Origin of the sequence: uncultured Virgibacillus sp., assembly GCF_947495635.1 — a bacterium.
In the GTDB taxonomy this organism is placed as follows: domain Bacteria; phylum Bacillota; class Bacilli; order Bacillales; family Amphibacillaceae; genus Virgibacillus; species Virgibacillus salarius.
Map to the genome: position 1 here is coordinate 1 of NZ_CANMAB010000035.1, position 12,826 is coordinate 12,826.

Annotated in this window: 13 protein-coding genes and 2 pseudogenes; 5 read left to right on the top strand and 10 right to left on the bottom strand. The window is 37.0% G+C overall.

All coding sequences use genetic code 11. The features are described 5' to 3' along the window. Positions 1-134: 134 nt before the first annotated feature. Positions 135-1,538: a SpoVR family protein gene (locus Q1A47_RS09650; protein WP_166529937.1), complete on the bottom strand. Its 1,404-nt coding sequence runs from the start codon at positions 1,536-1,538 to the stop codon at positions 135-137. 358 nt (positions 1,539-1,896) lie between these two features. On the opposite strand from Q1A47_RS09650, the gene Q1A47_RS09655 reads away from it, so the two are divergent. From Q1A47_RS09655 to Q1A47_RS09675, 5 genes are all read left to right on the top strand, one after another. After that, positions 1,897-2,820 carry a metal ABC transporter solute-binding protein, Zn/Mn family gene (locus Q1A47_RS09655; RefSeq protein ID WP_226983634.1) on the top strand — a complete coding sequence of 308 codons (924 nt, stop codon included), beginning with the start codon at positions 1,897-1,899 and terminating at the stop codon, positions 2,818-2,820. A gap of 13 nt (positions 2,821-2,833) precedes the next feature. Beyond that, positions 2,834-3,586, top strand: coding sequence for a metal ABC transporter ATP-binding protein (locus Q1A47_RS09660; protein WP_026681864.1), 753 nt, complete (start codon positions 2,834-2,836; stop codon positions 3,584-3,586). A 1-nt stretch (position 3,587) separates the two neighbouring features. Beyond that, positions 3,588-4,457: a metal ABC transporter permease gene (locus Q1A47_RS09665; RefSeq protein ID WP_121604077.1), complete on the top strand. Its 870-nt coding sequence runs from the start codon at positions 3,588-3,590 to the stop codon at positions 4,455-4,457. Next, a complete protein-coding gene (locus Q1A47_RS09670; RefSeq protein ID WP_026681866.1) occupies positions 4,454-5,344 on the top strand; it encodes a metal ABC transporter permease in 891 nt (296 codons plus the stop codon). The genes Q1A47_RS09665 and Q1A47_RS09670 overlap by 4 nt, the downstream gene beginning before the upstream one ends. Before the next feature lie 171 nt (positions 5,345-5,515). Next, entirely contained in the window at positions 5,516-5,866 is a 351-nt protein-coding gene (locus Q1A47_RS09675; protein ID WP_026681867.1) for a hypothetical protein, read from the top strand. A gap of 266 nt (positions 5,867-6,132) precedes the next feature. Here the strand turns inward: Q1A47_RS09675 and Q1A47_RS09680 are convergent, their stop codons facing one another. The 9 genes and pseudogenes from Q1A47_RS09680 to yhbH all read right to left on the bottom strand — a co-directional run bounded on the left by Q1A47_RS09680 (position 6,133) and on the right by yhbH (position 12,237). After that, the gene (locus Q1A47_RS09680; RefSeq protein ID WP_166529908.1) at positions 6,133-6,642 is read right to left on the bottom strand and encodes a GNAT family N-acetyltransferase; all 510 of its coding nucleotides are present in this window, start codon (positions 6,640-6,642) and stop codon (positions 6,133-6,135) included. Positions 6,643-6,792: 150 nt separating this feature from the next. Beyond that, entirely contained in the window at positions 6,793-7,038 is a 246-nt protein-coding gene (locus Q1A47_RS09685; RefSeq protein WP_026681868.1) for a hypothetical protein, read from the bottom strand. A 131-nt stretch (positions 7,039-7,169) separates the two neighbouring features. Then, the gene (locus Q1A47_RS09690) at positions 7,170-7,673 is read right to left on the bottom strand and encodes an N-acetyltransferase (RefSeq protein ID WP_166529907.1); all 504 of its coding nucleotides are present in this window, start codon (positions 7,671-7,673) and stop codon (positions 7,170-7,172) included. A 101-nt stretch (positions 7,674-7,774) separates the two neighbouring features. Beyond that, a complete protein-coding gene (locus tag Q1A47_RS09695; protein WP_121604078.1) occupies positions 7,775-8,368 on the bottom strand; it encodes a type 1 glutamine amidotransferase family protein in 594 nt (197 codons plus the stop codon). Positions 8,369-8,542: 174 nt separating this feature from the next. Further along, positions 8,543-9,007, bottom strand: coding sequence for a DinB family protein (locus tag Q1A47_RS09700; protein ID WP_226983635.1), 465 nt, complete (start codon positions 9,005-9,007; stop codon positions 8,543-8,545). Between the two features lie 233 nt (positions 9,008-9,240). Then, a pseudogene (locus Q1A47_RS09705) lies at positions 9,241-9,372 on the bottom strand (DinB family protein); the annotation flags it as partial. A 203-nt stretch (positions 9,373-9,575) separates the two neighbouring features. Continuing rightward, positions 9,576-10,316: a type I methionyl aminopeptidase gene (gene map, locus Q1A47_RS09710; RefSeq protein ID WP_166529905.1), complete on the bottom strand. Its 741-nt coding sequence runs from the start codon at positions 10,314-10,316 to the stop codon at positions 9,576-9,578. 162 nt (positions 10,317-10,478) lie between these two features. Then, positions 10,479-10,723 (bottom strand): annotated as a pseudogene (locus tag Q1A47_RS09715) (DUF6262 family protein); the annotation flags it as partial. Positions 10,724-11,076: 353 nt separating this feature from the next. Next, entirely contained in the window at positions 11,077-12,237 is a 1,161-nt protein-coding gene (gene yhbH, locus Q1A47_RS09720; protein WP_166529904.1) for a sporulation protein YhbH, read from the bottom strand. Between the last annotated feature and the right edge of the window lie 589 nt (positions 12,238-12,826).

The following is a 12,826-nucleotide window of genomic DNA, read 5'->3' on the forward strand; positions in this document are numbered from 1 at the left end:
CCAATATACATCTAACATTTCAAAATAACTACTTGGCTTAACGCAGTCATTGCACTGATTTTATACTTTCTTAACTTTTAAAAAACGGATTGTTTTCGTTATGTCCCAACTTATTTCAATAGATATATTCATAACTAAAGCTGCCGATGATACGTTTTCCTCCCATCATGGGAATAAATAACTTTCTTATCCTCCACATAGGTTTCTAAATATACTGTTTTGCCCCAAAGCTGATGAATATAAGGAAGCACATGCTCTAAATATTTTAGATCTAATTCTATCCCTTCATAATTGTGAATCAAATAGAGCTCCCCATTCCGCAAGTAATCTCCATTTTCTACGGTTATATATGGAAATCCTCCATTTACTCGCATGGAAATAAGCTGATCACGTACTGCTTCATAATCTTTATTGGTAATTTGATAGTTTCTCCCCTTTTTCTCAAATAAATACATATCTTCTCTCGCTACCAAGTCTTTCGTTAAATAATTACGGATGAAGGAGATATCCGATTCCAGCTCTCTTACTTCAAAAATCTTTTCTCTTCCTGAATTTTCTTTTATGCCTAATTGCTTCATTTCCTTCGTCGGATGATTATACCGCTCCTCAATGTCTTCAAAAATTTTTATCCCTAAATAATAAGGATTTATTTGATGCTTCGAAGGCTGCACAACACCGGCATTTAATGTAGCAAATTCAACGGTCTCATCACTTGTTAAATCCATCTCACGTAAAATACGCTGATGCCAATAAGATGCCCAGCCCTCGTTCATAATTTTTGTTTCTAGCTGTGGCCAAAAATATAGCATCTCCTCACGCATCATTGTTAAGATATCCCGTTGCCAATCCTCTAGGTCTCTACTGTATTCTTCAATAAACAATAATAGATCCTTCTCTGGCTGAGGAGGAAACTTCTTCCGCTTGTTTATTTCCCTCTTCTTGTTATCATCTGATTTCTCATCTAAGCTCCATAAATCATCATAAGGTGTTTTAGGAGCAGATGTATCTTCTTCCTCTTCGTCCTCCATATAATAAGCAGGTAATTTTGGCCTTACGATGGATGGGTCAATATGTTCTTGAATTGCAAGAATCGCATCTAAAAACTTCTCCACTTCCCTTTTTCCATAAACCATCTCATAATGTGCAATTCGTTCAGCGGTAGCCGTCATACTTTCTACCATGTCTCTTCTTGTATTCGAGAAACGGACATTATTTTTGAAAAAATCACAATGCGCCAATACATGCGCTACAATTAATTTATTCTGAATAAGACTATTCGTATCAAGCAAAAAAGCATAGCATGGGTCAGAATTGATAACAAGTTCATATATTTGGCTTAGACCTAGGTCGTATTGTAGCTTCATTCGATGAAACTGTTTACCAAAGCTCCAATGACTAAAACGCGTCGGCATACCATAAGCACCAAATGTGTAAATAATATCGGCTGGGCAAATTTCATAACGCATTGGATAAAAATCTAATCCAAATCCTGATGCAATTTCTGTAATTTCATCAATGGCACGATGAAGCTCCTTCATCTCTGTCAAATAGATCCCCCCAAACGTACTTTATACAGTTTATGAACAAATACTAGAATGATTACAGTTAATAAGATTTGCATGTACAATTACTTGTACTTTTAATTTGCTTTCTTATACAAAATGAGTACTTATTACCTAGTTAAAATATGTTAACGTAAAATTTTTGATCAAAAGTATTGCTATTTTTAAACCAGTACCATATAATTTGCCTATAGGAAACATTTTAATCCTGATAAAATGTTTTGGACATAATACAACAAGAGAATTACTAACATAAGATACAAGTAGATTTTTTTTAGGCTTGTTTTGCCTTAGACAAACATTATTAGAGAGGGGAAATACTACATTGAGGAAGATAGGATTATTTTGCTTAACCGTATTACTTATCATTGGGATCGTGGGTTGTTCTTCCGGATCTGATGAAGCTAATGGATCGGAAGAGAATCCCATAAACGTCGTTACAACGATAGCCCAAATTGGAGATATAACCGAGAATATCGGCGGAGATCTTGTTGAGGTAAATAGTTTAATGGGACCTGGAGTCGATCCGCATTTATATAATGCAGTTCAAGGTGATATTCAGAAGATGACAGAGGCAGATATCATTTTCTATAACGGACTTCATTTAGAAGGACAAATGGGAGAGATTTTTGCAGAAATGAAACAGGAAAAACCTACTATTCCCGTTGCAGAAAATATACCAAAAGAAAAATTATTAGCTGATCCGGAAAGCCCAGATATTAGTGATCCACACGTTTGGTTTGATATTAATCTCTGGAAATATGCAGCAGAAGCTGTCCGAGATGGATTAATTGAGTTGGACCCCGATAATAAGGAAACGTACACCCAAAATACAGCGGCTTATCTAAAAGAGCTTGATGAATTAAATGATTATGCGCTGGAACGATTCGAGGAAATTCCAGAGCAAAGCCGTGTACTAGTAACCGCTCACGATGCATTCAATTACTTTGGAAAAGCCTATGGCTTTGAAGTAATGGGATTACAAGGCTTAAGCACAGAGTCAGATTATGGAGTAAATGATATCCAGCGTATTATTAACGTATTAGTAGAACGAAATATTAAAGGTGTATTTGTAGAAAGCAGTGTTTCCGAACGCTCGATTAACGCTGTGGTAGAAGGTGCGAAGGAAGAAGGTCAAGAAGTATCCATTGGCGGTGAATTATATTCTGACGCAATGGGAGAAGCAGGTACTGAAGAAGGTACTTATATCGGAATGTTTAAACACAATGTGGAAACCATTGTTGAATCTCTAAAATAAGGTGGGAGTTAGTATGTACGCATTATCAGTAAAAGATATATCGGTAACCTATGATAAACAGCTTGCCCTTGAGAACGTGTCTTTTGCTGTACCGGAGGGATCGATAACAGGGATTATTGGTCCAAACGGTGCTGGTAAGTCGACACTTATTAAATCTATTCTACAATTACTACCTACTTTATCAGGTAGTGTCGAGATATTTAATAAGCCTATACGCACACAAAAGAAAATCATTGGTTATGTCCCTCAACGAAGTGAAGTTGATTGGGACTTCCCAACTAATGCTCTAGATGTGGTATTAATGGGGAGATACAATCATATTGGATTATTTAAACGAGCAAACAAAAAAGAAGTGGCATGGGCAAAAGCATGCCTTGAAAAAGTGGGAATGCAAGATTACGCTACACGCCAAATTAGCCAATTATCAGGGGGGCAACAGCAGCGCGTATTTCTTGCCCGAGCCATGGCACAGGATGCCAAAGTATACTTTATGGATGAGCCATTTGCAGGAGTAGATGCTTCAACCGAAAAAGCTATTATTCAATTAATGAAAGAATGGAAAGCAGAAGGTAAGACAGTACTTGTCGTACACCATGACTTACAGACAGTTAATGATTATTTTGATCATGTATTATTATTAAATAAATCACCAATTGCTTATGGGGAAACACAGTCGGTATTTACGTTAGACAATTTGGAACAGGCATATGGCGGGAAAATTGCATTTTTACAAAAAGCCCCTTCAACAGTAAAGGAGTATACGTAAAATGGAAGCAGTAACATCCTTTTTCTCCAGCGCTAACCTGCAATGGGTGCTCATCGGTAGCTTACTTCTAGGGTTTGCTAGTGGTGTCATCGGCAGTTTTGTTTTACTCAAAAAACAAAGCCTTATCAGTGATGCCATGGCCCATGCAGCTTTACCAGGGGTATGTATTGTATATATTCTGTTTCAAGTAAAATCTGTACCTTTTTTATTAGCAGGTGCGGCGGTTACAAGCTTAATTGCAACGCAATCGATTCAAACGATTGTAAATAGGTCGCGCATTAAAACCGATGCTGCTATCGGAATAATCATATCTGTTTTCTTTGGTCTTGGAATTGTTTTACTGACGTATATCCAGCAAAATTCAAGTGGTAACCAAGCTGGGCTTGATTCATTCATCTTTGGGCAAGCTGCTTCGTTAGTACGAAGTGATGTTCAACTAATTGCCATTGGTGCATTCGTTTTAATCATTCTTACTGCTTTGTTCTTTAAAGAATTTAAAATTAGTATCTTTGATCCGCAATTTGCACGTGGAATTGGTTTACCAGTAACATTTTTCAATGGGGTTCTGCTATTTCTAGTAGTTGCCGTCGTTGTAATTGGTATTCAGATGGTAGGTGTTGTCTTAATTGCAGCACTATTAATTACACCACCGATCTCAGCAAGATATTGGACGGATCGTCTCGGGTTAATGACCATCCTAGCTGGTATTTTTGGAGCCATTTCTGGTGTGAGCGGCGCTGTCTTAAGTACTGCTCTTCATAATCTACCCACAGGTCCGGTGATTGTTCTAAGTGCATCACTTATCTTTTTCATTTCCTTACTTTTTGGATCAAGAAAAGGGCTTTTATTTAAAGGAGTGAGGCACGCATGACGTATACAATGTGGATTATATTAACTGGATGTCTTGTAGGTGTAACCTGTGGTGTAACTGGGTCTATCCTTGTATTACGTAAAATGTCAATGATTGCAGATGCGATCAGTCATACTGTTTTATTAGGTATCGTGGGAGCATTTTTCGTAACCCAATCGTTAAATGGGGTTCCCATGCTAATTGGAGCTGGTATCGTTGGTATTTTAACGGCTCTATTTGTTGAAATGCTACACTCCTCAGGCGTACAATCAGATGCTGCAATTGGGATTGTATTCACATCCTTGTTCGCCCTAGGTGTCGTACTAATATCCTTTATTGGAGACCAAGTACATTTGGATGTACAGCACGCACTTATGGGAGAAATTGCTTTTGTACCGTGGGATACTCTGACAATCAATGGTGTCAGCTATGGACCCGTTGCCGTTTGGATGCTTGGGGCAGTGCTGATTATTAACTTACTATTGATTATTCTGTTTTATAAAGAAATAAAAATGTCAACATTTGATGCACAGTTTGCAACATTAATTGGTGTACCTGTCGTCTTAATTCATTATTTATTAATGACAATGGTATCCCTATCTACGGTAGCATCCTTTGATAGTGTGGGAGCAATACTAGTGGTAGCCATGCTGATTGTACCAGGGGCCACCGCCTATCTGCTAACCGATCGATTTCTTGTATTACTCATCCTAAGTGGTGTGATCGGTATCCTATCTGCACTAATGGGCTATTGGTTTGCCGTTCAATTAAATGTATCCATTGCTGGATCAATGGCAGTAGCAACAGGTGTACTATTCCTTGCAGCTTTCTTGTTCAGTCCAAAACAAGGAGTTATTACACGGAAATTCAGAAATAGTAAGGAAGAAACCATACAACAGTCAGCATAAGGACAGGCCGTAGTGCAATTCTAATCGGGTATAAACCAAGGGACTTCCTCATCGGAATTCCTTGGTTTATTTTTTAATATATTGCTATTTGTGAACTAATCAATCTTATTGTGAACTTCAACTGTATGATTCTCCTCAATCGGGAAAAGCTAGTTCATAGGAGGAATCACTATGGCAGATCAATTTTTAACAATTGAACAGTTTAATAAGCTTTTGAAAAAGTGGAGTGGAAAACGTGTGAAGATTGCAAAACAGGAGCTTCACGATTATGATGAAACGATTATGGATCTATCTAAAGTTTCTTATGAGACAAACACACGTAGAATTGATGATTACCAGCCCTTACATGCTCTACAACTGAATGGAATGGGTGAAGTCGAAAATGCTTCCAATCATTTTGAAGAATTGCCAACTTCTATGTACGAAATTCCACTGGAGGATACATCCCTATACCAATTTGACGGCTCACGTTTTGCCCTGGTAACAGATCGTGCCATCTATACCATCGAAATAGCAGATTAGCATCCATAGCCTTCCAGATAAATAAAAGCGCATACACCCGCCGATTAAAAACATAGCGACTGGAGCGACTCAACGGGGATAAAGGAATCACGGTGTGTTAGTGAGCCGACAATGACTTATCATAGTGCGATTCGTGAAGTCGCCCCCGTTTCTGGGTGCTGAAGCTGGGCGCGGCTCAACACGCGCCTATTTATCCACATGGAAAAATTTTTTAACTTCCTAAGTTTTATACAACAATCAAGCCGTTTCTTTTTCAAGATGATATTTTATTTGGTCCATTTATAATACACAAATTTTAACTTCTGACCATTCATTTCAAATTCTTCATCACTGGTTTTTGTTTGCTCAAATCCATTTTTCTCTAAAACCTTTTGGGATGCTATGTTATTGGTTGTTGTTTTTGCCTTAACCTGTTCAATATCTCGATCTGTTAATGTTTCTAATAATAATTTCAATCCTTTCTTAGCAACACCTTTTCCAGTATGTAGTTGTCCTACTCTATAGCCTAGATAACCAATTTTTTGAGATCTATCAATATCAACTAAATTAATTCTTCCTAAAATAGAACCATTTTTATCTTTAATTAAATAGAAATATGAAACTCCTTCAGCTTGCTCTTTAAGTAATGTTTCATGTCTTCTTTTAAAAATATCAAACTTATAGTATTCGTTTCCTCGGGTCGGTACCATTTTTTCGAAAAAATATTTGTTTTCAATTTCAAACTTATACAAATCTCCCGCATCTGTGGCATGTAACTTCTCAATTAATATATCCATGTGTAATATCCCCGTCCAATTTTAATGTTTACATTAATAACCCTTCTAAAAACTACCCTACACTTTTTCTTGAATTGTTGCTTATTCCATAATCTGGCCCTAATCCGTAATAAGGGCGCTGATTCTTGTTCTGGAATCTCTCCCGTTTGCTTAAATAAGCATTATAAAACTTGAAATTAAAAATACTATAACTAAAATTAGCTTTATGTAACCACTATATTTTGGTGTTCCGTGCCGTTTTTCTAAAAATTGCACATAGCCCACAAGTAAAAAAGATCCAACAACTAATATAGTAAACCCAACTTTATCATCTTGAATAATCATAACCCTTAACGCCATATACCCTATTATGAAATATCCTAAATGCCCCATTGTATATTGGAGAATATGCTTCATATCTCCCCTCCTGTGTTTATATAACAATCTGGCCCTATTCTAAAATAGAGCATAGATTCTTATTTGGAAAAGCACCCGTTTGTTTAAGTCTATTGGAGAAGGTTGGGAGACTATTTCCCAAAGTACAATTTTTATATTTCTCGTCGGTATCTTAAAGAAATATAATCTTCTTCTTCAGCATTACTAAATGCCTCTTTTTCGTACATAAAATTAAACCCTCTTGCTTCATAAAATGGAATACCTTTATTATTTCCCTTTTGAACGGATACCCACTGTTCCTTAGAACCTTTTGTCTGTTGTATATCTGTTAAATGGTTTAAAAGTTGAGTACCGATCCCTTCCCCACGGCGTTCAGGATCCAAGTATAAAACATAAACTTCACTTTTATCATCATCTATCATGCCACCACCAATAGCCCCAACAACAACCCCATTGTCGAGTGCTACAAAATAGCCGTCCCAATCGTCCACTTCATCTAACTCATGAACTATACGGTCATAATTATAAAATGTCTCATTATTCCTTCTTATATTTTCTGGACTTCTAATACCCTCATATGTGTCCAGACAACCTTCGGAACAAACTTTAGAAATACCTTCAACATGCTCTGGCAATCCTCTTTTAACTACAATCATGCTATTTCCCCCGCTTATATTTCCTTATAATTTTAATTGGGAAATGAAAAAATCACTTCTCCAACAAACTGAACCGATACTGAAACAATGGTTACTGTATATTAAGCCAAAAATGGGTTTCCATATTTTTCGCAGTAATTATAAAACCCGTGCTTATTCATATACATCATTTTTTTGACATTCTCTGGTGTGTCAAATTCAATCAATTCCAAAACTAATTGAGTAAATTCAATAGCAGCCGTTCCATTTGCAGTGACCAATTTTTTATCCTTTACTGCCTGTTCCTCTAGGAAATTACCCTTAGGATTATAATTTTCATAATCGTTCCAGATATAAGCGGAATTTCCGGTATGATTATGATCATTTAGGAAACCATTCTTTGCCAAAAAGTCCACTGCACCGCATATAGCCCCTATGGGAATATTGTTTTGAAATGTAGTTTTGATTAATGGCAAGAGCTTTTTATTATCATTTCCCCATGAATTCCCACCAATCATAACTAATAAATCAAAATCCTTAGGTTCTGAACCAATGATATAATCAACAGAAGTTTTAAAACCACCTATTGAATTTACACTATCATCTAAAGAAATGGTATCAACAGACCAATCTTCTCTTTGATTTAATGCCGACGACAAGTAAGCACCTTCCCAATCTGCATACTCGTCCAATATAAGAAATAACGCCTTTTTCATAACAACACAATCCCTCTTCTCAATACAACTCTCATAAAGTTTATTTAACCAGATTAATATTCCATCATTTGGCCCAATTCTAGCACAACTTCGTTCCGTTATTTCGCCCGTTTCTTGAATAAATCCCTGTTATAGAAAAAACTACTCTTATCGCTTACTATTTATAACTATAATTCAAACATTCTGTTTTCTTTTCATATGGTTACGAATTAGCCGGATTTGACCTCGATGATTTAGCTCATCCTCAAATACATGAAACCAACGGAAATAGTTATTTGCTTTATGATTTGGACCGAAAGGGGAAACTTTATCTAACCATTTATCCTCTATTTCCTTAAAACAATCTAGTGTGCGCTCTCGTACTAAGTTTAACTTTTCTACATAGAACTCAATTCCATTATTGGTGATTTCTGTATGTGCCTTTTCACCGAGATTCAATCCTATATCAAGCTTTTGTAGCTCTTCTTTAGTAGGTTCCCTATCCTCAAATGTCATAATTTGATAGACTTCTTCAACACATGCTATATGATACAAAAGGCATCCTATTGAATTCCCCTTGCCATCTATACGATAATCAAGTTCTTCTGCTGTTAACCCCTCTATGGCTTCGAGCGTTGTAATTCGTGTATATTCCAACATAGATAATAATCTTCCTATTAATGGGGTATAACCTGATTTTACGTCAACAATAAATCGTTTATCTTTTAAATTCTTCATTTTTTCACCTTCCTTATTTCATAAAAGAATAACTGATTTTGACCTTATAACAATTGTCAAATTCGTAAATATCCACAATCATTTTTCCGTTATTGCAATTTGAAAAGACGTAATTTGTAATAATCGCGACCGTTTCATGAACAATCTTATTACTATTAACTTATTGTTGCCGGCTTGATAAGATCCGTATCGTCCGAAGTATATTCTAATTGCCTGAGCATTGAAACGATTTGTCCTTTGTAATGAAATTCATGAGTAGCGGCATGCGTAAAGTGCCAAAGGGGTGTGAGCTCTTCTTCTTCATCCTGCCATGAAACTGGGCCGGAAATGCTAAGATTCCATCCAAATTAGTAAAGCTAACCAAGTGTCTTTCTTGGATGGAAAATACAATTAATCGTCCCCCTTGCTTTACTCAACGAAATGGCCCTAATCCGTAATAAGGGCGCTGGTAATTGTTCGGGAATCGCTCCCAAATGTGGTACTAATGTTCTTACGCTGTAGTAATAATCGGTCCTTCTTTCGTAAGAATAATCGTATGTTCGTATTGAGCGACATAGCTTTCATCGGTTAGGAAGGTCCATCCATCTTCGGATTGGAAAACTTCTTCTTCAAACGTAGATATTATCGGCTCAAAGGCAATTACCATACCCTCTTTTAAAATTTCGTCATCCCAGCGTGAGAAGTAATTGAAAATATGTGTTGGTTCTTCATGAATCGAACGCCCAATACCATGCCCAGTAAGATTTTTTATAACTGTTAAGCCATGCTGTTTCGCTACATTATGTGCAGCTTTACCCAGCGCATTTTTTTTCGAGCCTGGTTTTGCCTTCCTAAGCCCCGCTTCGAACGCTTCTTTAGCAACGTCACATATTTTCTGTAAAGTAATCTCTCCTTTACCTACTACAAAGGAAATTCCCGTATCTGCGAAATACCCATTTTTAGAACCTGAAACATCAATATTTACAATATCTCCCTCTTGAATGGTCCGTTTCCCCGGAATCCCGTGCGCTACTTCTTCATTTATGCTAATGCACGTATATCCAGGAAAACCGTATTCTCCTTTTGGTGCAGATTGGGCTCCTGCTTTTTCAAACATCTTCTTCGCAATTTCATCGAGTTCTTTTGTGGTAATTCCAGGTTTTGTACAATGGACTAATTCATCTCGAATCGCTCCACAAATTCCCCCAATTACTTTTAATCCATTAAAATCCTTTTTAGTCCTTGCAACCATTGTATATCCTCGCTTTTTAAAGTATTTTGTGATTAGTATACCATTTAGTTTCTAGCATAAACGAAACGGATTGTTCTTCAACATTTTGATCCGTTTACTACATAGTATGAGAATGTTTTGTTGGTATCGTTACTTCAACCTATATAGTTTTACTAAATTTTTTTATACACCTACTACTTTTAACTGCTTTAGTACTTGTTTGTTATTATCTTCTAGTTTCTTGATTTCCGTTTTAGTGAATCTATAATGGCATTTTTATTGCTGCCTTTCATTTCTCGTTTTAATTGTTTTGGTGTTGGCATTTGCGAGTCCTGCTTCCTTAATAATTCAATTCTCTCACGAATCTCAGTATTGTTGTACAATGTTGCTTTCCCTACACCTGCTTCCTCTGCAACACTATTGTAATTTCCTAGACTAAAAAAAACTGAGCAAAATTCGCAGTCCTTATCACTACATGCTCAGATTTACGCTTCCTCTAGTAGCTATTATGGAATAATAGCTACTGCTTGACCACCACTCCGGCTGCCCACTTCCCTTTCCGTGGGGTTTGTCCTTCAGCTAACTTTGCAACGTGTTCTTCTTTGCAAAGTTAGTTGAGGCCGTGCCCACGGAAAGCGAAGTAATTAGTCGGAGCATTGCCAATATACATCAAACATTTCAAAATACTACTTGGCTTAACGCAGTCATTACACTGATTTTATACTTTCTTAACTTATAAGAAAGCCGGGCAATACTGGATCATATTTGCCCGGTTTATGTTTTATACTAATGCCTCTTCTTTTTGGAAGAAGGTCTTTAAAGCTTGGTAAATATCCGCTTTTTCTTTCACGATATAATACCTGAACTTCGGATCATTAATTTCCTCAAAAGCTCGCATTAGGGTTGACTTGCGACTATACCCATTTACTTCTCCATATCCAAACATACTCGAATGAGTCATGATCTCCTTCACCAACTCGATACAGGAAGGATTATCGGAAGTGATATTTTCTCCATCAGAAATATGAAATGGATAAATATTATAACGAGATGGATGATACTTATTATTTATCAGTTCTAACGCTTTATTATAGGCAGATGAACAAATTGTTCCACCACTTTCCCCTTTGGAAAAGAAATCCTCCTCCGATACAATTTTGGCTTCTGTATGATGTGCAATAAATTCAATTTCAACAGATGCATATTTAGTACGTAAAAACCTTATCATCCAAAAGAAGAAGCTTCTAGCTACATATTTCTCAAATGTACCCATTGAAGCACTCGTATCCATCATGGCGAGGACAACAGCTTTTGATTCCGGCTTCGTTACATCATTCCATGTTTTAAAGCGTAAATCATCATTGTAAATTGGTGTAATCCCTGGCCTACCTTCTCTGGCGTTACGTTTGATTGCTGTCAGGATAGTACGCTTTTTATCAATATTACCCATTAACCCCTTTTTGCGAACATCATTAAATTCAATCTTCTCGATGGTTATCTCCTGCTGTTCTTTTTCTTTTAGGTTTGGTAATTCAAGCTCCCGAAAGAGTGCTTCTTCGATTTCCTCTAAGGATACGTCAGCTTCATAATAATCTTCCCCTGGTTTATCGCCTGCCTTCTTACCTTTTCCTTGTCCCTCCTCTTCTCCCTGAGGAGCTCGAGCAATGATATCCCCTACTTTGCTATCTCCTTTCCCCTGCCCTACATGCTTTGATTTATTGTAGTTATAGCGAATCTTATATTCATCTAAAGAACGAATTGGAATTTTTATAACATCTTTTCCATTGGACATAATAATATTTTCTTCACTCACCAAGTCGGGTAAATTATTCTTGATAGCATCTTTAACTTTATCCATATGACGTGTTTGATCCTGATAACCTTTACGGTGGAGGGACCAGTTTTCCTTTGAAACGACGAAGTTCCCACTATCTTCCTGCATGCGTTCCCCTCCTATATAATTTGATCTACTTGCCTTTTGATGCTTTCTTTATCCTATGCACGTACAAGTTTATTATTGCATTATTTAAACTATTTTAAAAAATAGCCGTTGCTAATAAGTTTTAATCAAAAACAACTGTTTATTGTTTGTCTTTAGAATGGTTCGTTTTAGAGTTATGTTCCAACCTGTCCCAGCCAATGAAGAACTAAAGCAAGTGCCCGATTAGAAACGTAGCAGACTGAGCGAGTCAACGGAGATAAAGGAATCACGGTGTGCTTGCGAGCCGATGATGACTTAGATTAGGGTGATTCGTGAAGTCGCCTCCGTTTCTCTGCGCTGGAGCTGGACGCATCTCAACACGCCCATATTGATATCCGCATGGGATAATTTTTTAATTTCTTAGACCGTAACAAGGTTGGGACAAAACACTTCTTTACTCAAAATACGAATAATCAGGTTATCAATAGGAGTATCATCGCCGCACCGTGAAAATATACTCACTTCCCGGGCACGGCCTCAGCTAACTTGATAAAGAAAAACACGTTACCACGTGGATCTTCGGACTCGTGCTGTTCCCGCCGGAGTCTCG

What these genes read in the sequence shown, in the direction of transcription:
- Q1A47_RS09650 (WP_166529937.1), bottom strand. Translation starts at nt 1,538, where the DNA reads ATGAAGGAGCTTCATCGTGCCATTGATGAAATTACAGAAATTGCATCA.
- Q1A47_RS09660 (WP_026681864.1), top strand. Translation starts at nt 2,834, where the DNA reads ATGTACGCATTATCAGTAAAAGATATATCGGTAACCTATGATAAACAG.
- Q1A47_RS09665 (WP_121604077.1), top strand. Translation starts at nt 3,588, where the DNA reads ATGGAAGCAGTAACATCCTTTTTCTCCAGCGCTAACCTGCAATGGGTG.
- Q1A47_RS09670 (WP_026681866.1), top strand. Translation starts at nt 4,454, where the DNA reads ATGACGTATACAATGTGGATTATATTAACTGGATGTCTTGTAGGTGTA.
- Q1A47_RS09675 (WP_026681867.1), top strand. Translation starts at nt 5,516, where the DNA reads ATGGCAGATCAATTTTTAACAATTGAACAGTTTAATAAGCTTTTGAAA.
- Q1A47_RS09680 (WP_166529908.1), bottom strand. Translation starts at nt 6,642, where the DNA reads ATGGATATATTAATTGAGAAGTTACATGCCACAGATGCGGGAGATTTG.
- Q1A47_RS09685 (WP_026681868.1), bottom strand. Translation starts at nt 7,038, where the DNA reads ATGAAGCATATTCTCCAATATACAATGGGGCATTTAGGATATTTCATA.
- Q1A47_RS09690 (WP_166529907.1), bottom strand. Translation starts at nt 7,673, where the DNA reads ATGATTGTAGTTAAAAGAGGATTGCCAGAGCATGTTGAAGGTATTTCT.
- Q1A47_RS09695 (WP_121604078.1), bottom strand. Translation starts at nt 8,368, where the DNA reads ATGAAAAAGGCGTTATTTCTTATATTGGACGAGTATGCAGATTGGGAA.
- Q1A47_RS09700 (WP_226983635.1), bottom strand. Translation starts at nt 9,007, where the DNA reads ATGTTGGAATATACACGAATTACAACGCTCGAAGCCATAGAGGGGTTA.
- map (WP_166529905.1), bottom strand. Translation starts at nt 10,316, where the DNA reads ATGGTTGCAAGGACTAAAAAGGATTTTAATGGATTAAAAGTAATTGGG.
- yhbH (WP_166529904.1), bottom strand. Translation starts at nt 12,237, where the DNA reads ATGCAGGAAGATAGTGGGAACTTCGTCGTTTCAAAGGAAAACTGGTCC.